Raw genomic sequence first — 25,785 nt, 5'->3', positions numbered from 1 at the left:
CTAAACCCGCTCGATGATGATGGCCGGCGCCATGCCGCCGGCGGCGCACATCGTCACCAGGCCGCGCTTGAGATCGCGCCGCTCCAGTTCATCGAGGATGGTGCCAATCAGGATCGAGCCGGTCGCGCCGATGGGGTGGCCGAGCGCGATCGAACCGCCATTGACGTTGACCTTGTCGCGATCGAGCTTGAGGTCCCGGATGAATTTTTCGGCGACCACCGCGAAGGCCTCGTTGATCTCGAACAGATCGATATCGACGAGCGTCAGCCCCGCTTTGGCCAGCACCTTTAGCGCCGCCGGCACCGGCGCATTCAGCATCAGGGTCGGCGAGTCCCCCATGTTTGCCATCGCGACGACCCGCGCGCGCGGCTTCAGGCCATGCGCCCTGGCGTAGCCCGGCGACGCCAGCAGGACGGCGGCGGCGCCGTCGACCACGCCTGACGAATTGCCGGCGTGGTGCACGAAGTTGATGTCGAGGCCGGGATATTTTTCCAGAATCAGATTGCGGTAGGTGGTGCCCTTGTCGTCGAGCGGATAATCCGCCACTGCCGTGAAGGCAGGCTTCAGTCCGGCCAGCGCTTCGCGGGTGGTTTGAGGCCGCGGGTATTCCTCGCGATCGAGCGCAAGACTGCCGTCCTCGCGGTGAACCGGCACGAGGCTGTTGTCGAAATAACCCCCCTCGATCGCCGCGGCGGCCCGCTTCTGGCTCTCCAGCCCGAGGTCATCGACGTCCTGCCGCCCGATGCCTTCGAGGGTGGCGACCGCGTCGGCGCAGACGCCCTGATGCGATTGCGGGTGCCGGGCGCGCAGGCGAAGATTGCCGGCGTCCATCATGAACGGCCCTTCGCCGTGGCGGCCCTCCATCGACATCATTTCGGTGCCGCCGGCGATCACCAGATCCTCCGAGCCCGACATGATGGCGTTGGCCGCCATGTTGACGCTGGTGATGCCGGATCCGCAGAAACGATCGAGCGTGACGCCGCTGGCGCGGACGTCGTAGCCGGCATCCAGCGCCGACATCCGGCCGAGGTCGCCGCTCTGCGGGCCGCGCTGGGAACTGGTGCCCCAGATGATATCGTCGACATCGGCGGTATCGATGCCGGTGCGCTCGGCCAGCGCCCGCAAAACGGTCGCGCCCAACTGCTGCGGATGAATGCCGGAAAGCGCGCCCTTGCCGGCCTTGCCGATGCCTCGCGGCGTCCTGCATGCATCGATGATCAGCGCTTCAACCATGCTGTTGCCCTCGGGATCGTGATTGGACGCATTTGCGGCCAAACATGGCACGAAGTCAATTCGTCCCTGTATTGCAGGACCGGGCGCCTCCAGGTGCTACTCCAACGACCGTGGCGCCGGTCGCTTCGACGATTTCACCCGAGCCGCGAATACCCGCTCTTGATGGAGGCACCGAATCTTTCCGCTCCGGCCCTTCCGCCTTCAACCCTGACGCCCGCGAAGCGCAAGGATCCTTTCGGCTGCGCGCAGATGCGGCTTGTCGATCATCTTGCCGTCGATCTTCACCACGCCCGAGGTCGGATTGTCGTCGAACGCCTTGACGACTTTCTCCGACCAGACGATTTCTTCGTCGCTCGGCATGAACGCGGCGTTGACGACATCGACGTGCTTGGGATGGATCACCGCCTTTGCCAGAAAGCCGTCCTGGCGCGCAGCCACCGCCTCTTCCCTCAGCGCATCGAGATCGTCGATGTCGGTCGCGATCGTGTCGATCGCCACCACTCCGGCCGCGGCGGCGCCGATCAGGCAGAGGTCGCGCGCCAGCAAGAAAGGCCCGTGATACCGCCCCGCGGTACGATTGCGCGAGGAGCCGAGCGATGCCGCGAGATCTTCCGCACCCCACATCATGCCCCACAGGCGCGGGCTCATGTTCTCGATGTCGAGCAATTTCAGTACCCCGCGCGCGGTCTCGGTCGCGACGGTCACGATCCGGGTGCTTCCATGCGCGATATTCGAGGCCGCCTCGAACGCGTCCAGATAGAGAGACAGCCGATTGACGTCGGTCGCGCCGGCACATTTCGGCAGCACGATGCCGTCGGGCCGGCCCGGAATGACGGCCGCCAGGTCTCCCAGTGTCATGCCGGTGTCGAGCGCATTGACGCGAATGTAGATTTTTTGCCCCGGATTGCGCGCATCGAGCATGGCGCGGGTGACGCTCCGCGCGGCGACCTTCTGATCCGGCGCGATCGAGTCCTCGAGATCGAGGATCAGGGCATCCGCCGCCGTCTTCTTGGCGCTTTCGAACTTTCTGACGCTGTCGCCGGGAACGAACAAAAACGAACGCATCGCCTCACGCCTTCGGTTTGCAATGCATCAGCCCGGTCCGGCGGCAGCTTGCCACCACCTCGCCGCGCTGATTGGTCATGGTATGCTCGAACTCGACCAGGCCCTGGGTCGGCCGCGATTTGCTGGCGCGCTTGGATATGATCATGGTATGCGCCTTCAGCGTATCGCCGTGAAACACCGGCTTTGGAAACTTGACGTCGGTCATCCCCAAATTGCCGACCGTCGTCCCAAGAGTCGTATCATAGACGCTCATGCCGATCATGATGCCAAGCGTATAGAGGCTGTTGAACAGCCGCTGGCCGTATTCGGTCTTTTCGGAAAAATGGGCGTCGATATGCAGCGGTTGCGGATTCATGGTCAGCAGGCTGAACAGCGTGTTGTCCATTTCGGTGACGGTCCGGCTGAATTCGTGGTGAAATTCCTGACCGACCTCGAACTCCTCGAAATACAGCCCTGCCATCATGCACCCTTTCGAACGCCATTGGGCCTGGCCTGACGCACGGCGCCCGCCTCGATCAACTCGCCGATCGCGTTGCGCTCGAGACCGGCTTCGATGAGAACTTCATGGCTGTCCTGCCCGATATCCGGCGCGGGCCGCAAATGGTCCTCGGAAAGGCTCGCGATGCCGGGCGTGCGCGGCGTGTAGACCGGACCGACTCCGGGCGTGTTCTGGCAAACCGCCGCCCGGGTCGCTTCGACATGAACGTTGCGCAGCCATTCCCCGGGATTGAGGATGCGCTCCGCGATAACGTCGGCTGCATGCAGTCGCGTCAACCAGGCGTCCGTCGGCCGCGTCAGGAACACCTCGCGCATCCGCGGGATCAGCGCATCGGCTGCGTCCGCCCGTCCTGCGAAATCGGCGAAGCGCGGATCGCGCGCGAGATCATCCCGGTCGATGGCGGCGCAGAGGCGTTTGTATTGGGCCTCGTTGACCAGCGTGACCATCATCCAGCCATCGCTGGTTTGATAGGAGCCGGCGGGAACATTGAGGGCGCGCGGGGCGCCGCCTTCCAGGACATGCTCGGCGACCTTGTGGCCGAGCAACGCCGCGGTCGACTGCGAGAGATTGACGTCGATCCAGCGGCCGGTGCCGACGTTCGCACGCGCAAACAGCGTGGTCGCGATGGCCTGGAACGCGTAGACGCCGGTGACGACGTCGGAGATCGTGGTGCCGACCCGGTGCGGGGTTTTGTCGTTGCCGAGATTGATCGACACCAGACCCGAAAAGGCCTGCGCGACGGAATCCGAGCCCGGGCGTCTTGCATAAGGACCGCTCTGCCCGAAGCCGCTGACCGAGAGATAGATCAGGCCGGGATTGTCGCGGGCCAAATCCGCGTAACCGATCCCGAGCCGGGCGGCCACGCCCGGCCGAAAACCCTCGATCAGGACGTCGCAATCTTTCGCCAGCCTCTGCGCGATTGCGATTCCATCCTTGTGCTTCATGTCGAGGCACAGGCTGCGCTTGCCGCGATTATAGACCGCCGACAGCGTGGTGTGGCTCCCATAGGTCGTTCCGAGATAGCGCGACCAGTCGCCCTCGGGCGGCTCGACCTTGATGACATCGGCCCCATAAACGGCAAGCAGCATCGCGCAATAGGGCGATGCGATGCCCTGCCCGAAGTCGAGCACGCGCAAACCGCGATAGGGTGCGTCGTGCGTCGGGGACAGTTTGCGTCCGATTGCCATCTATTCTCCCCGACCCGCCGTCGAAAGCTAAAGTGCGAGATAGCGCTGGCGAATGTCGTCGTTGGCTTTCAGCTCGTCGATGCCGGAGGTATGAACGATCTGGCCCTTGTCGATGACGGCCGCATGGCTCGCAAGGCCAAGGCAAAAATGCATGTTCTGCTCGGCAATCAGCACGGTGGCGCCACTGCCGCGCAACTGCCGCAGCAATTCGCCGATCCGCTGCACGATGATCGGCGCCAGCCCCTCGCTTGGCTCGTCCAGCAGCAGCAGCGCCGGATTACCCATCAAGGTCCGCGCAATCGCCAGCATCTGCTGCTCGCCGCCGGAAAGCCTTCCCGCAATCCGGTCACGCAGCGGCTCCAACAGCGGAAACACGTCATAGACCCGCGCGATCGACCATTCGTCTTCGCCATCGGGACCTTTTTTCTGGCCGATGACGAGATTGTCCTCCACGGTATGCTCGGGGAAAATCTGGCGGTCTTCCGGAACAAAGCCGAGGCCGGCGCGGGCGATATGATGCGGCTTCATCCCGGACACGACCTTTCCACGCAGAATGACCTTGCCGCGCCGGGCCGGCGCCAGACCCATGATCGCCTTCATCGTGGTCGATTTGCCGGCGCCGTTGCGGCCGAGCAGCGCCATGGTCTCGCCCTGGTGCACCGACAGGCCGACGCCGAACAGGATCTGGCTGGTGCCATAATAGACATCGAGATCCTCGACCTGCACGACGGCCGGTGCGCTCATCTCGCAGCCTCGGCGTGATGTTCGGTGCCGAGATAGGCTTCGATCACGGCTTCGTTCCGCCGGATCGCATCGGGCGTGCCGGTCGCGAGAATGCGGCCGTAGCACAGCACGACGATTTCAGGCGCGATCTTGAACACGATATCCATGTCGTGCTCGATGAACACAACCGTAATTTTCTGCTTCTCCCAGAGCTCCCTGACCTTGTCGATCATGCGCCAGCGCTCTTCGGTGCCCATCCCGGCAGTCGGCTCGTCCAGCAGCAGCACCCTGGGGTCGAGCACCAGCGCCAGCGCGATATCGAGCAGCTTCTGGTCGCCATGTGACAGCGTCGCCGCGGTGCGGTGGCGCTTGCCGGCGAGACCAAGGAGTTCCATCGCGTGCTCGGCGCGATCGCGGGTTTCGGCCAGCGGAAAGCGCCGGTGCAGAACGCTGGCACGACGTTGATCGGCGCCGACGGCAGCCAGCATGGTTTCCTGCACCGTGAGCGTGGGAAAAATGCTCGCGACCTGGAACGCCCGCCCGATGCCGTGACGAACGATCTCGGCCGGCGAACGCCCGGCCAAATCGACGCCATTGAGCAGTATCTGCCCGGAGTCCGGCCGCAGCGCTCCCGTGATCAGGTTGAAGAACGTGCTCTTGCCCGCGCCGTTCGGACCGATCACCGCCGTGAGCGAACCGTCCGGAAAATCGAGCGTGACATTGTCGGTCGCCCTGACGCCGCCGAACGATTTCGAAAGCCCGCGGATCTCCATCATGGCTGGCCGCGCTCCTTCGCACCGTCGCGGCGTTGCCCGTACCACTCGACCACGAAATCCATCAGCCCCTTTCGCAGGCCGATGGCGAAGAACAGGATCACGATACCGAGCACGATGCCGTAATATTCGGTCAGGCGCGTGACGGTGTCGTTGAGGATCAACAACAGCACGGTGCCGACCATCGGGCCGAGGAATGTGGTGACGCCGCCGAGCATGTTGATGAAGATGCCCTCGCCTGAAATCGTCCAGTAGGCGAATTCGGGATAGGCGCCCGACACGAACAGCGCCATGATGATGCCGCCGGTGGAAGCGAACAGCGCCGCCAGCACGAAGATCGTCAGTTTGGCGCGCCAGACGTCGATGCCGATGAAGCTCGCGCGCGTCGCGTTGTCGCGGATCATGCGCAGCGTATAGCCGAACGGCGATTGCGCGATCTGGCGCATCAGCACGAGCCCGATCATCAGCAGCGCGCAACTCGCGATGTAGAGATGCACATGGTTCGACAGATCGATGCCGAAAAATGCGGGGCGCGGGATGCCGCCGCGCAGGCCCTGGTCGCCGCCGGTCAGCGATGCCCATGACAGGATGGTCGAGTGGATCAGCATCTGGAACGCCAGCGTGACGAAGGCGAAATAGATCTCCTTCAGCCGCACGCAGATCGCGCCGATGACGGTCGCCACCACCGCGGTGATGCCGAGCGTGGCGACGAATGCGACCGGAATCGGCACGCCGGTGCGCTGCATGATCAGGCCGTAGCCGTAAGCGCCGAGGCCGAAGAACATGCCGTGTCCGAACGAGATCAGGCCGGTGTAACCAACCAGCAGGTTGAGCGAGGTGGCGAACAGGCCGAACGCCGAACAACGGATCACGAAATCGAGCAGCGCCTTGCTGGCGAACAACAACGGCAGGCTCGCAAGCACGCCAAACGCCGCCATGGCTATCAGCACGTCGAGATAACGCCCGCGCTGCGATCTTGCCTCGGTAGCCGGAATGCTCAGGGTATCGCTGGGGCGTTCGGCCTGCAGCTCGGTCATGCGACTTCCTTGCCGAACAGGCCGGTCGGCCGGGAGACCAGCACGATCACCATGAACAGATACATCAGGCCTTCCGTGAACAGCGGGAAGCCGAGCGACCCGAACGAGCGTATCAGGCCAATCAGCAACGCGCCGATCAAGGCGCCCAGGATCGAGCCCATGCCGCCGATCACGGTGACGATGAAGGATTCGATCAGGACCGAGAATCCCATGCCCGGGGTCAGCGAGCGCACGGGGGCGGCGAGCGCGCCGGCAAGGCCGGCCAGCATGCCGCCGAGCGCGAACACGCCACCATAGATCAGGCCGGTGTTGATGCCGAGCGCCGACACCATGCCCGGATTATGCGCGGCCGCGCGGATCACCTTGCCGATCCGGGTGCGGGCGAGGCCGAGCCCGAGGATCACGGCGGCCGCGAGCGCCACGCCGATCAGGAGAAGATAGTATGGCGGCACCACGCCGCCGGCGATGAACAGCGGCGCCACCTGGAACGCCGCCGGCAGGCCCATCGACCTGAATTCCGGCCCCCATACCATGCGCACGACGTCGTCGAAGATCAGCACGAAGGCATAACAGACCAGAAGCTGCATCAAGACGTCGGCGCCGTAGACGCGGCTCATGAACACGCGTTCGAAGACCAGGCCGAGCAGCGCCGTGCCGGCGGCCCCGCTCAGCATCGCCAGCGCAAAACTGCCCGTGAGCTGATAGGTCGTCATCGCAAAATAGGCGCCGAACATGTAGAAGGCGCCGTGGCTGAAATTCACCACCTTGAGCACACCGAAGATCAGCGTCAGCCCGACCGCCACGAGGAACAGCAGCATGCCGATGATGAAGCCGCTGGTGGTTTGCGTCACCAGGCAGGCGGAACTGGCGAGACAGCCGGTGAGCGCATCGAGGTCCAAGGAACATATCCGTTGCGGCGAGCCGGGATGATCGGCGCGCAAAAAAACGTTCGGCGGTGAACAGAGGCAGCTCACGCCGCCTCTGCCTTCGCTGACTTGTCAGGTGTAGCCCTTGCCCTTCTTCCACTCGGCTTCGAGCTCGAGAATGGTCTTCCAGTCGCCGGCCTTGACCTCCGGCACATAGGGCTCCTGCGGGATCGTGGTACCCCAGCCGATCGCATAGCCGATCAGGGTCTGGTCGTCGGCCCGCATCGTCACGGTACCATCGGCGCCGAACGGCGACTTGATGGTCAGGCCCCGCATCGCGTCCGCTATCTTCTTGCCGTCGGCGGAATTGGCTTTCCTGGAAGCTTCGGCGAGCAGCATCACCGCGGTCGCATTCTCCCACGACCAGTTGGTCGGATATTCGTTGTATTTCGCCTTGTAGGCATCGCCCCAGGCCGCGTTTTCCGGCGTCGCGGGGAATGTCTTGATGTAGCGGTTGCCTGAGTGAATACCCTTCGGCAGGTTCTTCACCACCGTCAGCGCGGTATAGTCGGCCATGTTGACGGCGAACACCTCCATCTGGCTGAACATCGCATAGATGTTGGCCTGATCGATGTAGGAGGTGAGATCGCCACCCCACAGGCAGGAATACAGCGCCTGCGGCTTGGCCTGCAGGATTTTTGTCACCACCTCGGTATAGTCGGGCTGGAACAGTTTCGGCCAGGAGTCGCTGATGATCTCGATATCGGGCGCAAAGCGCTTCAGGTAAAACGTGAACTCACCGGTGGTGTCGCGGCCATAGGCATAATCGGGCGAACAGGTCGCCCATTTCTTCAGGTCCTTTGCCTTGGCGATCGCCGCGGCGTAGCTGCCGCCAACGATCGAATCATGCACGCCCTGGCGCGCGGTACGAAACACGTTGGGAACGTGCTGTTTGGGATCGGCCGTCAGGGCCGAGGTTTCCGAATTGGTGTGGATGCACAACACGCCGAGATCGCGCGCGACTTCGTGCACGGCGAACGCTCCCGAGGATGCCTCGGCATCGATCAGAAATTCGCAGCCGTCAGTGTTGACGAGTTCGCGCGCGACGCGGGCGGCTTCCTGTGGCTGCCCTTTGGAGTCGCGGATCACCATTTCGATCTGCCGGCCGGCGAGGCCGCCCGCGGCGTTGACCTTCTCCACTTCCAGCATCACCCCGTTGCGCGACGACGTGCCGAGCTGCGCCACGCGGCCCGACAGGATGGTCGGCATGCCGATCTTGATGGTCTTGGCCTGTGCGCGCGCCACCCATGGGGCAGCGAAAGTTGCGGCGCCGGCGCCCATCAGCGCCAAGGTCGAGCGGCGGCTGATGCCCGGTTTGCGGGTTTTCTTCATGTTCTCCTCCCTGTCGGGTCTGCGTTCCCAAATTCCCTGGCGGAGATCGTACCCGTCTCCATGGCATCAGGATTTCAGAGCAAAGGGGGTGACGTCAAGCCAAACATGAATTACGAGTCATAATTCATCCAGGGTGGAAACGACGCCGGGAACCGGCGCTTTGAGCAGCCAATGATCAATCTATCGAGCTCCATCGGCTTTCACGCCCGGCGCACCCCGGACCGCTGTGCGCTGAAATACCGCGCCGAAGATATTTCCTACGCGAGCCTCGACGGGCGTATCCGCATCGTCGGCGGATGGCTGGCCTCGCGGGGCATCAGCGCAGGCGATGTCGTCGCAGTGCTGATGAAGAACAGCGCGGCGTTTCTCGAACTTGTTTTCGCGACCAGCCATATCGGCGCGGTGTTTTTGCCGATCAACTACCGCCTCTCTGCCGATGAGGTCGGCTACATCGTCGGAAATTCCTGCGCCCGCATTCTGATCGCCGATGAAGAGTTCGCCGCGATTGCGCCAGCAAGCGTGCCGGTCGTCCTGCTCGATCAGGCCGCGCAATCCACCGCCACACGGCTGGCGCCCGATATCGCGCCAGCGCCGATGCACCCGCGCCGACCGCGCGACCTGATGCGGCTGATGTACACGTCCGGCACCACGGATCGGCCCAAGGGCGTGATGCTGACCTATGAGAACATCTACTGGAAATCGGCCGATCAGACGCTGGTGCTGGGATTGAACGCCGACACGCGATTGCTGGTGGTTGGCCCGCTCTATCACGTCGGTGCGCTCGATCTGCCGGGAATCGCGGTGCTCTGGCATGGCGGCATGCTGGCCGTTCATCGCAATTTCGAGCCCGAACAGGCGCTGGCCTCGATCGAGGCGGAAAGACTGAACGCCGCGTGGTTCGCACCCGTGATGACCACGGCGATCCTTACCTGTCCCACCCGCGACCGCCATGACGTCTCAAGTTTGCGCTGGGCGATCGGTGGCGGGGAAAGAACGCCGGAGGTGCGCATCCGCGCCTTTTCCGGGTATTTCAGGAATGCCCGCTATATCGACGCCTACGGACTGACGGAAACCTGCGGCGGCGACACCTTCATGGAAGCCGGCCGCGAGTTGGAGAAGATCGGCTCGACCGGCCGCGCCGTCGCCCATGTCGGGATCGAAATCCGCGACGACCAGGGTAACCGCCTGGCGGCCGGCCAGAATGGCGAAATTTGCCTGCGTGGGCCGAAGGTCACGCAAGGCTACTGGAACGATCCGGAGAAAACCGCCGCCGCGTTCTTTGGCGACTGGTTCCGCAGCGGCGATGTCGGCTATCTCGATCAGGATGGCTTCCTCTATCTCACTGACCGCAAGAAGGACATGATCATCTCCGGCGGCGAGAACATCGCCTCTTCCGAAGTCGAACGCGTCATCTACGAATTGCCCGAGGTACGCGAAGTCGCCGTCATCGGCATGCCGGACCAACGCTGGGGCGAGAGGCCGGTGGCCATCGTGGTGCTGGCGGATGGCGCCGCGCTCGAATTGCATGCGCTGGCCGACCATTGCCGCGCGCGCCTCGCCAGCTTCAAGGTGCCGAAGCAATTGATCATCCGCGACAGCCTGCCGCGAAATCCGTCCGGAAAAGTGCTCAAGCGCGTGCTGCGCGCCGAACTGGAGGTTCACAGGTGACGCACGCATCCGAAGCCGGATCCGGCAAAGTGACAAAACTCAACCGCGTCGAGCGCAATGCCTGGACCAAGCGCAGAATATTCGACGCCGCGACCAGGATCGTCGGCAAATATGGTTATGCCGAAGCCTCCGTCGCCCGCATCACCGAAGAGGCCGGCGTCGCGCAGGGCACGTTCTATAATCATTTCGACAATCGCCAGCAGTTGCTCGATCAATTGCTGCCGAAGATCGGCATCGACATGGTGAGGTTCATTCGCGCGCGCACCGGCACGGCGGATGCAGCGCGGCAGGAAATCGAACGGTTCGGCGCGTTCTTCGACTTTATCGGCGAAGTGCCGGAATTCCTGCGCATCCTCAATGAAGCCGAATTCTTCGCACCGATCGGCTACCAGAAGCATCTCGACAACATCTCGACCGCCTATGTGCGCATTCTCAGGCGGGCGCGACAGGCCGGCGCGATCGACGACTTCAGCGACGAGGAATTCGAGGCGATCGTCCACATTTTCATGGGCGCGCGCGGCTATCTGAGCCGGCGCTACTCTTACGCCGGCGGCACGGTCACCGCCGTGCCTGACCATGTCATTTCGGCCTATCGGAAGCTGGTGACGCGCGGGCTGTTCAACTTGCCCGACGGGGGAAACGGCATGCGTAACAGGACACGACCATGAACATCGAGATGCCGCGCAAGAAGCTCGATCTGGCATCGGCCATCGCCGAGGGCGATATCCGCGTGCTGCTGATGGTGCTGGTCCATATGACCGGCGACGCGCGCTGGCTGGAGCCGCCCTACAGGCCGAAGCGCGACGTACGCCTGATCCCCGATCCCGATGCGGGCGTACCCGGGGAAGTTCAGGATGAAGTCCGCGCCGCGGTTCTGAAGCTGTTTGAGAACGGCGAACCCGAACCTGTCGTCGCCGACCCCGGCAACGAACTGATGCTGAGGATGATGAGCGCGACGCTCGGCGAGAACGTGGCGCCGGAATATGCGCCACTGATGCGCGAGGAAATGGGTTTTGTTCCACGCGACGCGCGGTGGACCAGGCGTCCGTCGAATGAAGTACTGGCGCAACAGCAAGTCCTCATCGTCGGCGCCGGCGTCTGCGCCATCGCGCTCGGCGTCGCGCTCGGCCGGCTCGGCATCCCCTACACGATCGTCGAGAAGAACGACGAGCTTGGCGGCACCTGGTACGTCAACCGCTACCCCGGCTGCGGCGTCGATACGCCGAACCATTCCTACTCGTTCTCGTTCGGCGCGCGAAATCCGTGGACGCGCTACTTCGCCCAGCGCCAGGAACTGCTGGATTACCTCAGGAAGGTCGCGCTCGAATACGACATCCGCAGCCACATCCGGCTGAATACGGAACTCACGGCATCGCGCTGGGACGACGGCAGGCGGCGCTGGATCTCGACTTTGAAGACGAAAAACGGCGAGGAGACGTTTGAGTCGACCACGCTCGTCAGCGCGATCGGCCAGCTCAACGATCCCTCGCCCGCCCATTTCAAGGGGGAGGAAGATTTTGACGGCTTGACGCTGCACTCGGCACGATGGTCCGACGACATCAAGCTCGACGGCAAGCGCGTCGCCGTGATCGGTACCGGCGCGACCGCCATGCAGCTCGTGCCCTCGATCGCCGACCGGGTTGCATCGCTCACCGTCTATCAGCGGACCGCGCAATGGGCGCGGCCGGTCGCGGGCCTTTCCGATCCCATCACCGAAGGCGCGCGATGGCTGCTCGCGCATCTGCCGTTTTACGTGCAGTGGTATCGCTTCAACATGTTCTGGCGCTATGGCGACGGCCTGCTGCCGTTGCTGCGCAAGGATCCGAACTGGCCGCATCCCGATCGCGCGGTCAACAAGGGCAACGACCGGCATCGCCAGGAGCTGACGGACTTCATCCTGTCCGAACTGAAGGACCGCCCCGACCTGATCGAGAAATGCGTTCCGACCTACCCGCCTTATGGCAAGCGCATCCTGCTCGACAACAACTGGTTCAAGACCCTCAGGAAGCCGAATGTCGAACTGGTCACCGACAACATCGATCGTTTCGCGGAGGATGGCATCGTCACGGCAGACGGTAAATTGCGACCGGCCGACATCATCGTGATTTCGACCGGCTTCAAGGTCTCGGAGATGGCGGCGCGGCTCAATATCAGCGGGCGTGACGGCAAGAACCTGAAGCAGGCCTGGGCCAATGACAATCCGACCGCCTATCTCGGCATCGCCGTGCCGGACTTTCCCAACCTGTTCCTGATGCTCGGGCCCAATACAGGACCCGCGCATGGCGGCAGCGTGATTTTTCAGTCCGAATGCCAGAGCCGCTACATCAGCGTCTGCCTGGTCGAAATGATCGAGCAGGGGATTGCCGCGATCGACGTGCGACAGGATGCGCATGACGAGTACATCCGGAAAGTGGACGCGGAGCATGCGCAGTTGATCTGGACCCATCCGGGCATGACGACGTATTATCGCAACAAGCAGGGGCGGGTTTTCTCGGCGATGCCATGGCGGTTCGTGGATTACTGGAAGATGACGCACGATCCGGACTTGAGCCAGTATCGCCAAACCAGGGCGTGAGGACCCGCGATGGAAAAGCCGCGCGTGCGCATCTACACCGACTACAAGAGTCCCTACGCATATGTCGCCAACCGGCGGCTGTTCGAGCTCGAGCAAGAACACGGCGTCGAGCTGGAATGGCTGCCCTATACGCTGCGCATTCCCGAGTTCATGGGCACGGTGGAGGAGCGCACGCCGCATTTCTGGCGCAAGGTGCGCTACCTCTATATGGACGCGCGGCGCTACGCCAATGCGCAGGGGCTCACCATCAAGGGCCCGCGGCGGATCTACGATGCCTTCTATTCCAGTGCCGGCATGCTGTTCGCGCAGCGTCACGGCCTGTTCCGGCCGTATCATGACACGGTGTTCCGCCGGTTCTGGAGCCACGACCTCGAAATCGACGAACTGTCGGAGATTTCAGGCGTGATCGCCTCGATCGGCGGCTCGGCAAAGGATTTCGAGGCCTATGTCCGCGGACCTGCGCGCTCCGAGCACGACCGCATCATCGATGAAGCGGAGACGCTCGGCGTGTTTGGCGTGCCCACCATGGTGCTCAATGGCGAGCTTTTCTGGGGCGGCGATCGCATCGACTTGTTGATCGAACGCATCCAGAATCCCGGGACAATCGCGGCGGCGCTCGGAAGCCGGTACAGGAAATGACGCCGCGCGACGCAAGGATTTCCGAGCGCAAGGCCGCTAGTTTAGATGTTCCCGGCAGCCGGTGCGCTCGAGCACGGGCTTGAGCGCGGCGCGGTGCTCTGCATCCAATGCGGCAAACTTGTCGCGCAGTTGTTGCAGACATTTGACCTGATATTTGAACGGCGCCAGCGCGTAAGGCAGCCCCCGGACATTGATCTCCAGCCGGTCGAGGCCGTCTGCAAAGGCCTTTGCATTGGCGACCAGGAACGGCAGATAGAGTTCCCCCGCAATCCTGAGCAACGCCTCGGTCATTGCTTCCAGCGCCTGCTCGCGCGGATACCACGCGCCTTCGACCCCGGAGGCATCATCCAGCCGCCGGACCCAGTGATCGGTGAACGGCGCCTTCTCCCGCATGATCCGCATCGGCGTCGGATCCGTCGCCATTTCGCTGAGCTGGCCGAACCAGGCGAAATCCGCCAGCGACGGCCGGCTGCCGAACAGATATCGGGTCATGCCGACATGCGGCTCGAACGCTGCCAGTATCCGCAAATAGCTTTCCTCCAGCAGCGGCTTGTTCTCGGCGGTCGCGCCGAGAATGGCCATGCGGGAAATCTGCCGCTGGCGGAATTGCTCGATTTCCTCCGCGCTGCCGGTCGGAGCCTCCGATACCGACCATTCCTCGCCGGCCCAGCGCGAGACATAGGCCTGGTCTTCCGGATCCCACCAGCGATACAGAAACAGCGGCTTGACCGCCCATTCGTCGGCGAGGTCCTCCAGGAGATCGCAGACGAACGCGACGGCCTTGTCATCGGGAATGACCGAGCGACCCTGATGCCGCGATTCCAGATCATAGGCCAGCGTCGTGGTCTCGCCGCGAAAGCTGCCGTCGGGATATTGCAGCACCGGAATCAGGTTCGGACGCAAATGCCCGGTCGCCTTGCGCAGCGCCCTGGTCATGATGACCCAGTCGAAGGGGATTCTCCGATAGCGCAATAGCGCACGCAGCTTGATCGCGTAGGGCGACGCGGTCGATCCGATCAGCCGATAGCGACCTTCGGTCATGGCATTTCACTCTATCGTCCGCACCGGGAATACTGCAACCTCGTGACGGCTTTGTCAGTGCCAGCGCAGCGTCCTGAAGAACTCCCGCACCTCCCGGACAAACAGCTCCGGCTGCTCGAAAGCGGCGAAGTGGCCACCCTTCGGCATTTCGTTCCAATGCCGGATATTGCTGTAGCTCGCTTCCATCCAGCGCCGCACCGGGGTGACGATTTCCTTGGGAAAAACCGCGACGCCGGTCGGGACCGTGACCTTGTGGGCTGTCCGCTTCTTCGGCCCAAAGCTTTCCCAATAAAGCCGGGCCGACGAGGCGGCGGTCGCGGTCACCCAATACATCATGACGTTGTCGAGCAGTTCGTCGCGGCCGAGGATGTTCTCGGGATGGCCGTCGCAGTCGGTCCAGGCCCAGAATTTTTCCAGAATCCACGCCGCCTGCCCGCTCGGCGAGTCGGTCAAGCCATAACCGAGGGTTTGCGGCCGGGTCGATTGCTGCCTGGAATAGCCGGAATCCCAGTCGGCATAATATTGGATGCCCTGCAATGCCCTCGCTTCCTCAGGCGTTGGCTGCCCTTCCACGTTGGGCCGCGCCGACATCGCGAGCGTGATGTGAATGCCGGCGCAATGCGTCGGGTCCTGCGCGCCGAGCGCGGTCGTGATCGCCGAGCCCCAATCGCCGCCCTGCGCGCCGTAGCGGCCATAACCCAGGCGCTCCATCAACACCGCCCAGGCGGTGGCGATGCGATCGACGCCCCAGCCGGTGGTGGTCGGTTTCGCCGAGAAGCCAAAGCCGGGCAATGACGGGCATACCACGTCGAACGCATCGGCGGCGTCGCCGCCATGCGCGGTCGGATCGGTGAGCGGCTCGATCACCTTGTGGAACTCGACCACCGAACCCGGCCAGCCATGCGTGATGATCAGCGGCATCGCGCTCGGATGCGGCGAGCGGACGTGCAGGAAGTGGATGCCGAGCCCGTCGATCTCCGTCGTGAACTGCGCAAAACGGTTGAGGCGCGCTTCGCGGTCGCGCCAGTCGTACTCTTCCGCCCAATACCGGCAGACGTCCTGGATCCATTTCAGCGGCGCGCCCTGGCTCCAGTCCTCGACCAGTTCGGCTTCCGGCCAGCGGGTCCTGCGCAATCGCGACCTGAGATCGTCGAGCACATCGTCGCCGACCGAAATCCGGAAGGGATTGATCGCAGCACTCATGCAAAGGTCTCTCCGGTGCTTGGCTCGACGAAGGCTGAGAATGGAAATGTGGTGGCCATATCATGCCTTCATGGTTCGGGCCGGGTGCGGGCGATGATCTCGGCCGCGCCCTTGGCCAGCAATTCCAGGCCGACGGCGCGGCCAAGCTCGCGCGGGCGATCGGCCGGACCGCTGCGCGAGGCTTCGATGACCTGACCGCCGGCTTCGTCCAGCACCGATGCCGTCAGCGTCATCTGTCCGCCGTCGATGGTCGAATATCCCGCGATCGGCGAGTTGCAGTGGCCATTGAGCACCCACAACACCTCGCGCTCGGCGTCGCAGCCGAGATGCGCCATGGGATCATCGATCAGGGAAAGATAGCGCCTTGTCTGCCAGTCGCCGGCCGCGCATTCGACCGCGACAATGCCCTGCCCCACCGCCGGCAACATTTCCCGCGGCGAAAAATCATAAGCGATCCGGTTGGCGAGCCCGACGCGCTCCAGCCCGGAGCGCGCCATGATCAGCGCATCGGCCGGACCGACCTCGCCGCCGCCGGGCAGCCGCTGCATCTCGCGGTTATCGAGCTTGCGAACCCGCGTGTCGGCTGCGCCGCGAAAATGAATGACCTCGATCTCCGGAAACAGCCGCCGCGCATAGGCGGCACGGCGTACCGCGTTGGTGCCGACCTTGAACCCCTTGCCGCGCGAGCGCCTGATATCCTCGATCGAAACCCCGGTGCGCAGCACCAGCGCATCGGTCGGCGTATCCCGCGCCAGCGTCGCGCCGATCACGAGCCCCGGCGTGTCCTCATTGCCCGGCATGTCCTTGAGCGAATGCATCGCGGCATGCAGCGCGCCGGACCGCACGGCGGCACGAATTTCGGCGACGAAGGCCCCGCCCTTGCCGCCATGCTTCAGTAATTTGCTGGTCTGATCGGTATCGCCCACCGTTTCGAATTTGACGATCTCAACTTCAAGCTCCAGTGCCGCCGCCCTCAGCCGCCGCGCGATCTCCTCGGTCTGGGCAAGCGCCATGGTGCTCTTCCGTGTGCCGATCCGCATCGAAACTGCCACCATTTGAGCTCCACCCGACAGCCGCGCGACGGACGCGGCGATTTCCACGGCGCAGATTAAGACCAGCGGATGCCGGAATGCAAACCGCCGGCTGGCAGGCGGCGCGATGCTGAAGGCGGGAATGCGACTATCCGGCATGCATTCGGGTCTCGCGGCGCGACGCGCCCGAGGTTTTGCAAGAGTTCTTCGCTCCCTCGAAAACAGAGGGCGCAGGGAAGGCCGGGTGCTGGCTGGCACCCGCGGTCTCGTGTGCAGGATGTGCATAAGAATGCGCACACGAGCATACAGGTATCAGCCGGGGCCTCCGGCCTCCCCTGCGCAATGGTTTTACGGTTTATGCCGCGCTCTTCTCGGCGACGAATTCGTCTTGTCACCGTCGCCGGCGAATTGAATGGTTTTGCCGCGCCCGGTTGGGCCGAAAAAACCTCCGCCGACTTGACACCAGCAACGGGTGCCAGGACCACACGGTTTTGCCGTACGCTGCATCGCCGGTCGTCTGCATGAAGGATGATCGCTCACGGGAAATCCGCCCTGCGATTTCGCTTCACGCCCGACGCTGCCGCGTCCACCGCAACCCGCCCCAACGTTCGTGACGATGGCCGACGCCCCTCTTCTCGGGACAGGATGGCGCGAGCTTGTAGAGATGATTTGCCCGACGAGCAAAGTGGAATATTTTCTCGAAAAGGGCTGGACAGGAAAATCTGATTTGCCCGTCAGGCCAATTTATCATCGCGAAGCGGCCCTTTCGACCGCCCTACGCTGGCTTCAATGCCCCCATTCTCCAACTCACGAACAGCCACACGACGATCAGCAAGAGCATCGGAAACCAGTTGATCAGTATGCCAGGCAGGTTTGGCTCGTCAGACATGGACGCGCTCCGCAAATTCGGGCGATGCCGATTCTCCTGGCCGCTTTCGGCTTGCGGCGAGCGATGGCCGTCGGCAGTTCCTATCGCGTGATCAGGCCCTGGCTGACATCGACCTTCGACGAGCTGATGGTGTATTGCTGAACGACCTTGTGCCTGTCGAAAAAAATCACCAGCGATTTCTTGTCGCCTTCGGCGCCGCTGTAAATCAGATTCACATAGGGAACAAAGTTGGTGGGCTTCGAGCGCAGTCTGGAGAATTCATATTCCCATGATTCATTGCCACTGTCGGTGAAGGAACTCTTGATGGGGTCGCCATAAAGTTCGCGCACCTGCACCTGCGTGGTTCTTCCCTTGACCAATTGCCCGGACACGCTTTGCTGCGAAGCGTCGGCGATGCGCTCATTGCCGCTGCTCGCACATCCTCCAAGAAATGCAGCCGAAAGCGCGGCCACAATGCAGATACGCCATGTCATGGTGTGCTCCCTAACGCTATCGCCCAGGGAACCGCGGCTCACCGCCCTGGTACCAAACTAAAGCGGTCCACTACCCGCGCACCCATCGACGACCGTGCGAAAGATCGCCTGCGGAGCAATATCCGCTCCGGCCTAAAACTCAATCAGACCGACCCATGATCGTCAACGACAACCCGGATGCCGGCGGATGAATCCGAACGAGAGTTGCCGAGAATCCTCAGGTAGACCAAAGGAAGTTGGTGCTTCGACGATGTCGATCGCCATAAAACAGGTTCCCCGGCATCGGTTGATGCCGCTATATTTTTTGAGCATGATCTTTTCGGAAAACCGGTTCCCACTTTTCCGGATCATGCTCTACGACGCCTGCTTCAGCCGCTCCATCGCCTCAACGATCTTTGCCTTTCGCGCCACCGCCGCCTCGCGCTTTTCCTTTTCTTCCTCGACGATCTCTTCCGGCGCGTTGGCGACGAATTTTTCGTTTCCGAGTTTGGCATCGACGCGCTTGATGTCGGCGTCGGCCTTGGCGGCTTCTTTCTCGAGCCGTGCCCGCTCAGCGGAAAGATCGATGACACCCTTTAGTGGCAACGCCGCGACCTCGCCGCGCACCAGCAACTGCACCGCATCTTCCGGCGCGCGGTCGGCGAAGGAAATATCGGCCAGTCGCGCCATTCGCTTGACGACGTCGTTCCAGCGCTGCGCTCTTCCTCTGGTCTGCGCGGACGCGCCTGCGAGCATCAGCGGCGTCAGGGTCGCCGGCGGAATGTTCATTTCCGCGCGCACCGAGCGGATCGCGGTGACGAGATCGACCACCCAGCCGATCTCGGCTTCGGCGGCGTCATCATCAAGGCCTTTGTGTGTGGGCCACTCCGTCAGCACCAGCAACGGTCGGCCCGCTCCCCCCTTGGATGGAGCGGGACGTACCATGGGCGCCGGCGCTTGCCGCTTACCCCCCTCCCCGCCCTCCCCCGCAATGGGGGACGGAGAGGAAGAGGCGACGCCGGAATTCGTGGCCGTCACCGCCCAAAGCTCCTCGGTGATGAAGGGCATGAACGGGTGCAGCAGTTTCAAAATTTCGTCACGCGCCCACGCCACCATGGCGCGGGTCTCGGCCTTCGCCGCGCCGTCCTCGCCCAGCAGGACCGGCTTGGCGAGTTCGAGATACCAGTCGCAATAGACATTCCAGACGAAGCGATAGATCGCGTTTGCGGCGTCGTTGAACCGATAGGCCTCGATCGCCTCGGTAACCTCGCGGGTGGCGCGCGAAGTCTCATGCGCGATCCAGCGGTTCAGCGTCTGCTTCGCTTTCGACGCATCGAAATCCGCCGGCAGCGCGCAACCGTTCATCTCGGCAAAACGGCAGGCATTCCACAGCTTGGTTGCGAAATTGCGGTTGGTTTCGACGAGTTGCGGGGAAAGCTTGATGTCGTGGCTGTGCGCGGCCCCACGCGCCAGCGCAAAGCGCAGCGCGTCGGCGCCATAGTCGTCGATGACGCCGAGGGGATCGATGACGTTGCCTTTCGACTTCGACATCTTCGCGCCCTTCTCGTCGCGAACCAGCCGGTGGATGTAAACCGTCGAGAACGGCGCCTCTTTCATGAAATGCAGGCCCATCATCATCATCCGCGCGATCCAGAAGAAAATGATGTCCCAGCCGGTGACGAGCACGTCGGTCGGGTAGTAGCGCTTCAGCTCCGGCGTCGCGTCGGGCCAGCCGAGCGTCGAGAACGGCCACAGCGCGGAAGAGAACCAGGTGTCGAGCACGTCTTCGTCGCGGGTGATGAAGCCTTCACGCCTGGCCGGGTCGAGCGCCATGTCGTGCCCCTGCTCCGGCGTGATGACCTCCTGCTCGACGTAGTAGCCGAGCGCGTTGCCGACGGCTTCTTCCTCGGTCTCGGCGACGAACACCTTGCCGTCGGGCCCATACCAGGCGGGAATCTGGTGGCCCCACCAGAGCTGGCGCGAGATGCACCAGGGCTGGATGTTTTCCATCCACTCGAAATAGGTCTTTTCCCAATTCTTCGGCACGAACGAGGTCGCGCCCGAGCGCACTGCCGCGATCGCCGGCCGCGCCAGCGTTTTCGCGTCGACATACCACTGGTCGGTCAGATAGGGCTCGATCACCGCGCCGGAGCGGTCGCCATGCGGCACCATGTGCGTGTTCGGCTCGATCCGCTCCAGGAAGCCGAACTCATCCAGCCGTGCGACGATTTTTTTGCGCGCGACAAAGCGGTCGATGTTGTGAAGTTCCTCGGCCAACTGCGCCGCACCTTCCGGCAGTCCGCGCAAAAAATCCTCGTTGTCGACAAGGGCGAGGCCGGCCTCCGGGTTAAGCACGCTGATCTGCGGCAGGCCGTGCCGCTTGCCGATTTCGAAGTCGTTGAAGTCATGCGCCGGCGTGACCTTGACCGCGCCCGAACCTTTCTCGGGATCGGAATAATCGTCGGCGACGATCGGAATCTTGCGCCCGACCAGCGGCAGGATCACATGCCTGCCGACCAGATGCGCGTAGCGTTCATCGTCCGGATGCACCGCGACCGCGGTGTCGCCGAGCATGGTTTCGGGGCGCGTGGTCGCGACCACGATGAAGGTCATGGGATCGTCGGGATTGAAGATCTTGCCCTCGATCGGATAGCGCAGATACCACAGGCTGCCCTTGATCTCGACCTGCTGCACCTCGAGATCGGAAATCGCAGTCAGCAATTTCGGGTCCCAGTTGACCAGCCGCTTGTCCTTGTAGATCAGCCCCTCGCGGTGCAGCTCGACGAACACCTTCACGACCGCGCGCGACAGGCCTTCATCCATCGTAAAACGCTCGCGCGACCAGTCGCAGGACGCTCCCAGCCGCTTCAACTGGTTGACGATGACGCCGCCGCTCTCGGCCTTCCACTGCCAGACCCGTTCGAGAAATTTGGCGCGGCCGAGGTCGCGGCGGCCCGGCTGCTGCCGCTCCATCAACTGCCGCTCGACCACCATCTGGGTCGCGATCCCCGCGTGATCGGTGCCGGGCTGCCACAGCACGTCGCGGCCACGCATCCGCTCGAAGCGGCACAGAATGTCCTGCAGGGTGTTGTTCAGCGCGTGGCCCATATGCAGCGAGCCGGTCACGTTCGGCGGCGGGATCACGATGGTGAAGGGTTTTGCGCCCTGCCGCTCGGGCCGTCCGGCCTGGAACGCGCCGCTCTCCTCCCAGAGACGGGACATGCGGCTTTCGATATCGGCGGGCTGGTAGTTTTTCTCGATCATGGCACGGCAATCGGGGATGTTGAGCAGGCTAGAAAGCCGCCGTAGCGCGCCAAGTCAACACGATCTGCCCATCAAAAGCTGATTATGGCCGATGGGGTGGCCGAACGAGGGCCGAACGCCGGCCCGTCGCACTCTGCGCGGCGAGCTAGCGTCCGCGCGAAACCCGCTCGATTTCGGCCTTGACGATGCGCTCCACCATTCCCGGCAGATTGTCGTCCAGCCAGGATTTCAGCAACGGGCGCAGCATTTCCTTGACCAGATCTTCCAGCGTCCGCGCGTTGTTGCTCAGGACGGTATTGGCGAGCGAATTAAAGGCGGATTCGACCGCCGACACGGTCGTGCGCGACAATATCTGCGGCGGCGGGGCGGCGCTTTCAAACGGCGGCGGCTCGTAGGCCGGCTGCCGGTTCAGCGCCTTGGCGGCGCCGGTTTCGGTGAATTCGAGATCGTCCTGCGGCTCGATCTTGTGGAACGACGAAGAAACCGCCGCTGGCGGCGGATCCGGCACCGCCATGTCGTCGGTGAGTTCGAACACCTCGCCATCGGGCTGGGGCGGCCTGATGTCGGCCTCGGGCGTCGCCGCGTCGAGGCTCGCCAGCATGGCATCGATATCGTCCTGGTTGTTGCTTGCGGCCGCAGGCGGCGGCGCCGGCGCGGGCTTTGGCGCCGGCTTGGGCGCAGCGGCCGCCTTCGCCTGGGCCGCGGGAATGGCCGATGGCGGAATGTCTTTCATGACCGGCGCCCTGGCTGCCGGCGCAGCTTTCTCCGGCTTGGCAGCTACCGGCGGATTGGCCGGTTTTGCGTCGTCATCGGCGATGATGCGACGGATCGACGCCAGAATCTCCTCCATCGAGGGCTCTTGGACCTTTGCAGGCTGCGTCATCTCCGGCTCCACATCGAATACGTCTTAACACCAGGCAACGCAGGACTTGCCGGATCCGGATGTGTTGGCCGGGATTTTCATCGCGACAGCCTGACTTGTCCCCAGATCAACCCGCCCGATGCACCGGGCGGGTTCCGCCTCCCCCTCGCGGCAGGCCAAGGCGCGGGCAATGGTCGTAAAAAAGCCTCGCGAATCGGTCTGCCACCTCTCGGGAAGGTACGTCATGGCTGCAATTGATTGCAAGCAAACGCGCCGCGGGCCCATCCGGCTCCGACCAAATCAGAACCGAGGCTGCATCCTTCGTCCTGGCGCGTTTTCTTGACACCGCCGCGATGACAATCGCCGCGGCTAGCGGCCGTCGGGCGTGCGGACGCCGGCCCAGCTGTCGCGCACCTGCTGGTAGTGCACGCTGGGATCGTAGACCGTGGTCGGAAGATTGAGCACTTGCGGCGACAGCCGCCCGACCGCGTTCAACACCGCGTAGGATGCGACCACGCGATCATGCTGTGCGGTGACAAGGGCGACGCGGGCGTTGACCAGCGCCTGCTGCGCGTTCAGCACGTCGAGCGTGGTGCGTTGTCCCGCCTTGGCTTCCTCGCGCACGCCGTTGAGCGCGATTTCGGACGCCGCCACCTGGGCCTGCGCCGACGCCACCTGCGCCTTGCTCGCCACCAATTGCCCCCATGCCGTGACGACGTTGGCACGGGTCTGATCGCGCACCTGCTCGAGCGCGAGGCGCTGCTGCGCCAGCGTCTCCTTCGATTGCCGGATCAGCGAGTATTCGGCCCCGCCCTGGTAGACCGGGACCGTGAGCTGCGCGGTCGCCGAGGCGCCAAACGACCGGAACAGCGTCAACGTCGTTTCGTAGGACTGCTGCACCGAGGCTTGCAAGGTCACGGTGGGCAACAGCGCCCCTTCGGCCACCTTGACCTGGAGATAGCTGACATCGATGCCGAACATCGAGGCCGTCACGTTCGGATTTTCGACCAGGCCAAGATCGACGGCGCTGGGCAGCGTTGCCGGCAAAAAGCGATCGACCGGCGAGCCCGGGGCCAATGCTTCAGGCTCGTTACCGATGATGCGGCGAAAGTTCGAACGCGTCGTCGTCAGGTTGGATTCGGCGGTCAGTTGCTGGGTCCGGCCGGCCGCGAGTTGCGCCTCCGATTGCGCGACGTCGGTGCGCGTAACTTCACCCACATTGAATCGATCGCGGGTCTGTTTCAGCGTCTGCTCGAGCACCCGGACGTTGCTGCGTTGAACCTCGACGATCGCGGAGTCGCGCAGATAGTCCATGTAGATCGTGGCCGCCTGCAGCAGCACCGTCTGTTCGAGAACCCGCAGGCCTTCGCGCGCGCCCGACACCTGGCTCTCCGCCGCGCGGGTCCTGTTGGCGGTTTGCTGGCCGTTGAAAAGCGTCTGCGCAACGGTGGCGCCGACGCTGCGCGGCGGGTTGGTGCCGTGAATTTCGGTCCGCGAGATATTGGTGCGGCCGCCGCCCGCGGTCGAGTTGGTGTCGGTATATTGGTAACCGGCGCTGGCGGTGACATTGACCCTCGGACGATAGCCCGACAACGCCTGCGGCACGTTCTCGTCGGTGACGCGCACCTGGGCGCGCTGGGCATTGAGCTGGGGATTGTTCTGATAGGCGCGCACCAGCGCGGCCTCGATCGTATCGGCCAGCGCAGGCATCGGGCCCATATAAGCCAACAGGAGGACCGCAGCCGCAGCTCCGGTAACGCCCTTCACCCCACGCATCCCTGGCAATCCGTTCATTTCGTTCGCCGGCTCATGACGATGCGCCGGGCGTCACTTCAGTCCAAGCGAGTCCGGCCTCACCTTATTCCCCGGGCAGGTTCGGCGGAACCACCCCACAGTCAAACATAGCGGAAACTCTTCACGTGGGGCAAACGAGCCACACTTCTGATTCCGAACGGTATTTTACGGCTGCCGGAACCCCGAACGAATCGTACCCCGGCTCCAATTGGCGCGTTTTTTGATGCCGACCGCTATTCACCCGCGGGTCAAGTCCGGGGGCAGGCTTTGGCCGAAAACGCGTTAGAAAACAAAGGCGGGAAGCCGTTCCAGGCCGGGTAACAACGGTGCGGTGGCGTCGAAAAGCGCCCGGTGCCCGAAATCGCCACGCGAGCGCGTCACGATGGTGGCTCGCGGCGGCCTCGCCATGGCGAAAACGCCGACCAGCCGGCCGCCGTCCCGGAGTTGTCCACAGAGCCGCTCCGGCACGATCTCGGTCGCGCCATTGAGGACGATGACGTCAAACGGGGCGCCGGCCGGATCGCCCTCCGCGGCCGCAGCCGCCCGGACCGTGACATTTCCACAGCCGAGCCGGCCGAGCGCCGCCGTCGCCTTCGCCGCCAGCGCCGGATCGCTTTCCGTCGCGGTCACCTGCCCGGCAAATTTCGCGATCACGGCCGCCGCGTATCCGCTCGCTGCGCCCACCACCAGCACGCGGTCGGTCGCCTTGATATCGGCCGCCTGCAGCATCTTCGCCAGCACCGCGGGCTTGATCAGGAAGCTTGCTGCCGATCCGCCCTCGCCGACATCCAGATCGAGGTCGAGATAGGCCAGGGCGCGTTTGCTTTCCGGCACAAAGGCCTCGCGCGGCACCGCCAGCATGGCGTCGAGGATCCTGATATCGGTGACGTCGCTCGGACGCACCTGACCATCGACCATTTTCTGGCGCGCGGTCGAAAAACCGGACATTGGCGAAACCCTGCAAGTCGAGCGGCGTTACCGCCGGAGGAGCTGGAACCGGGTCACTTTTGGAATAAGCTCCGGCAAAACGCAACCCGGCGATGCGATCGCGGCGCGGGCGCCGAACTTTCGCCTATTCGATCGTGACGGCAAGCCGGCCAATCAGCCGCACCACCTCTTCCAGATGCGCGGAATCCGGTTCGGCGACGGCCCGCGCCAGCCGCACCAGGCATTCGTCATCGCTCAAGGCGCGACTGTCGCCCGGCACGATGGGGCGCACCGGCCGCACGCGCTCCGTCAGCATGTCCTGCATCGAATCACCTCCGTTGAACGCGGCAGCCTAAGCCCTGGCGGCAAATGAGTCGATTTGGCGGTCAGCCGATGGCGCAGGCAGCGGTTACGGTGTTGTGGCGGCCGCGGCCGAAATGGTTTCGCCGGGGTTGCAGTGGCGGCAAACCTTTGCAGCGCCGCGGCTTTCCACCGGTTCCGCACGGCGCGCCGGGGCCGGCCATTTGGTCCTTTGCAAGCCGGGAAGGCTTTGTTATACGCTGCCCGCGCGAACGTCAGCTTCGCCTGTTCCTCGGTAGCTCAGCGGTAGAGCATTCGACTGTTAATCGAATGGTCGCTGGTTCGAATCCAGCCCGGGGAGCCAG

General features: G+C 63.6%; 22 protein-coding genes and 1 tRNA gene. 5 read left to right on the top strand and 18 right to left on the bottom strand.

What is annotated here, in order from left to right:
* From WCE35_RS03945 to WCE35_RS03905, 9 genes are all read right to left on the bottom strand, one after another.
* Complete coding sequence (locus WCE35_RS03945) at positions 1–1,233, bottom strand: acetyl-CoA C-acetyltransferase (RefSeq protein WP_424592034.1); 1,233 nt, start codon at positions 1,231–1,233, stop codon at positions 1–3.
* 201 nt (positions 1,234–1,434) lie between these two features.
* Positions 1,435–2,298, bottom strand: coding sequence for an HpcH/HpaI aldolase/citrate lyase family protein (locus tag WCE35_RS03940; protein ID WP_424592033.1), 864 nt, complete (start codon positions 2,296–2,298; stop codon positions 1,435–1,437).
* Positions 2,299–2,302: 4 nt separating this feature from the next.
* On the bottom strand, positions 2,303–2,758 hold the full coding sequence (locus WCE35_RS03935) for a MaoC family dehydratase (protein WP_424592041.1): 456 nt from the start codon (positions 2,756–2,758) through the stop codon (positions 2,303–2,305).
* Entirely contained in the window at positions 2,758–3,984 is a 1,227-nt protein-coding gene (locus WCE35_RS03930; RefSeq protein WP_424592032.1) for a CaiB/BaiF CoA transferase family protein, read from the bottom strand. The genes WCE35_RS03935 and WCE35_RS03930 overlap by 1 nt, the downstream gene beginning before the upstream one ends.
* Positions 3,985–4,011: 27 nt before the next feature.
* Positions 4,012–4,728 carry an ABC transporter ATP-binding protein gene (locus tag WCE35_RS03925; protein WP_424592031.1) on the bottom strand — a complete coding sequence of 239 codons (717 nt, stop codon included), beginning with the start codon at positions 4,726–4,728 and terminating at the stop codon, positions 4,012–4,014.
* Positions 4,725–5,483 (bottom strand): ABC transporter ATP-binding protein, encoded by a 759-nt coding sequence (locus WCE35_RS03920; RefSeq protein ID WP_424592030.1) that lies wholly within the window; start codon positions 5,481–5,483, stop codon positions 4,725–4,727. Before WCE35_RS03920 ends, WCE35_RS03925 begins: the two co-directional genes overlap by 4 nt.
* Positions 5,480–6,517: a branched-chain amino acid ABC transporter permease gene (locus WCE35_RS03915; RefSeq protein WP_424592029.1), complete on the bottom strand. Its 1,038-nt coding sequence runs from the start codon at positions 6,515–6,517 to the stop codon at positions 5,480–5,482. The genes WCE35_RS03920 and WCE35_RS03915 overlap by 4 nt, the downstream gene beginning before the upstream one ends.
* A complete protein-coding gene (locus WCE35_RS03910; RefSeq protein ID WP_424592028.1) occupies positions 6,514–7,416 on the bottom strand; it encodes a branched-chain amino acid ABC transporter permease in 903 nt (300 codons plus the stop codon). Before WCE35_RS03910 ends, WCE35_RS03915 begins: the two co-directional genes overlap by 4 nt.
* Positions 7,417–7,515: 99 nt before the next feature.
* Complete coding sequence (locus WCE35_RS03905) at positions 7,516–8,775, bottom strand: ABC transporter substrate-binding protein (RefSeq protein WP_424592027.1); 1,260 nt, start codon at positions 8,773–8,775, stop codon at positions 7,516–7,518.
* A gap of 171 nt (positions 8,776–8,946) precedes the next feature.
* Between WCE35_RS03905 and WCE35_RS03900 the strand changes: the two genes are divergently transcribed.
* From WCE35_RS03900 to WCE35_RS03885, 4 genes are read left to right on the top strand one after another with little or no spacing between them, the layout of a single operon-like run.
* On the top strand, positions 8,947–10,443 hold the full coding sequence (locus tag WCE35_RS03900; RefSeq protein ID WP_424592026.1) for an AMP-binding protein: 1,497 nt from the start codon (positions 8,947–8,949) through the stop codon (positions 10,441–10,443).
* Positions 10,440–11,111 carry a TetR/AcrR family transcriptional regulator gene (locus tag WCE35_RS03895; RefSeq protein ID WP_424592025.1) on the top strand — a complete coding sequence of 224 codons (672 nt, stop codon included), beginning with the start codon at positions 10,440–10,442 and terminating at the stop codon, positions 11,109–11,111. Before WCE35_RS03900 ends, WCE35_RS03895 begins: the two co-directional genes overlap by 4 nt.
* Entirely contained in the window at positions 11,108–13,018 is a 1,911-nt protein-coding gene (locus tag WCE35_RS03890; protein ID WP_424592024.1) for a flavin-containing monooxygenase, read from the top strand. Before WCE35_RS03895 ends, WCE35_RS03890 begins: the two co-directional genes overlap by 4 nt.
* Before the next feature lie 9 nt (positions 13,019–13,027).
* Positions 13,028–13,657 carry a 2-hydroxychromene-2-carboxylate isomerase gene (locus WCE35_RS03885; protein WP_424592023.1) on the top strand — a complete coding sequence of 210 codons (630 nt, stop codon included), beginning with the start codon at positions 13,028–13,030 and terminating at the stop codon, positions 13,655–13,657.
* A 36-nt stretch (positions 13,658–13,693) separates the two neighbouring features.
* On the opposite strand, the gene WCE35_RS03880 is transcribed toward WCE35_RS03885, so the two are convergent.
* The 9 genes from WCE35_RS03880 to WCE35_RS03840 form a co-directional block, all read right to left on the bottom strand.
* The gene (locus tag WCE35_RS03880; RefSeq protein WP_424592022.1) at positions 13,694–14,698 is read right to left on the bottom strand and encodes a glutathione S-transferase N-terminal domain-containing protein; all 1,005 of its coding nucleotides are present in this window, start codon (positions 14,696–14,698) and stop codon (positions 13,694–13,696) included.
* Positions 14,699–14,752: 54 nt separating this feature from the next.
* A complete protein-coding gene (locus WCE35_RS03875) occupies positions 14,753–15,901 on the bottom strand; it encodes an epoxide hydrolase family protein (protein WP_424592021.1) in 1,149 nt (382 codons plus the stop codon).
* Between the two features lie 68 nt (positions 15,902–15,969).
* The gene (gene hemC, locus WCE35_RS03870; protein WP_424592020.1) at positions 15,970–16,956 is read right to left on the bottom strand and encodes a hydroxymethylbilane synthase; all 987 of its coding nucleotides are present in this window, start codon (positions 16,954–16,956) and stop codon (positions 15,970–15,972) included.
* Positions 16,957–17,901: 945 nt separating this feature from the next.
* A complete protein-coding gene (locus WCE35_RS03865; protein ID WP_424592019.1) occupies positions 17,902–18,294 on the bottom strand; it encodes a hypothetical protein in 393 nt (130 codons plus the stop codon).
* Between the two features lie 354 nt (positions 18,295–18,648).
* Positions 18,649–21,537: a valine--tRNA ligase gene (locus WCE35_RS03860; protein ID WP_424592018.1), complete on the bottom strand. Its 2,889-nt coding sequence runs from the start codon at positions 21,535–21,537 to the stop codon at positions 18,649–18,651.
* Positions 21,538–21,682: 145 nt separating this feature from the next.
* Positions 21,683–22,420 (bottom strand): PopZ family protein, encoded by a 738-nt coding sequence (locus WCE35_RS03855; protein ID WP_424592017.1) that lies wholly within the window; start codon positions 22,418–22,420, stop codon positions 21,683–21,685.
* Between the two features lie 348 nt (positions 22,421–22,768).
* Positions 22,769–24,175, bottom strand: a complete 1,407-nt coding sequence (locus WCE35_RS03850; protein WP_424592016.1) for a TolC family outer membrane protein — start codon at positions 24,173–24,175, stop codon at positions 22,769–22,771.
* A 300-nt stretch (positions 24,176–24,475) separates the two neighbouring features.
* On the bottom strand, positions 24,476–25,141 hold the full coding sequence (locus tag WCE35_RS03845) for a protein-L-isoaspartate O-methyltransferase family protein (protein WP_424592015.1): 666 nt from the start codon (positions 25,139–25,141) through the stop codon (positions 24,476–24,478).
* A gap of 124 nt (positions 25,142–25,265) precedes the next feature.
* On the bottom strand, positions 25,266–25,445 hold the full coding sequence (locus WCE35_RS03840) for a hypothetical protein (protein ID WP_424592042.1): 180 nt from the start codon (positions 25,443–25,445) through the stop codon (positions 25,266–25,268).
* 264 nt (positions 25,446–25,709) lie between these two features.
* Here WCE35_RS03840 and WCE35_RS03835 point away from each other — a divergent pair.
* Positions 25,710–25,784, top strand: a tRNA-Asn gene (locus tag WCE35_RS03835).
* Position 25,785: the final 1 nt, after the last annotated feature.

The organism is Bradyrhizobium sp. (genome assembly GCF_049691595.1).
Lineage (GTDB): Bacteria > Pseudomonadota > Alphaproteobacteria > Rhizobiales > Xanthobacteraceae > Bradyrhizobium.
Note: the sequence above shows the minus strand (reverse complement) of the source record. Positions and strands in the feature narration are given on the sequence as shown.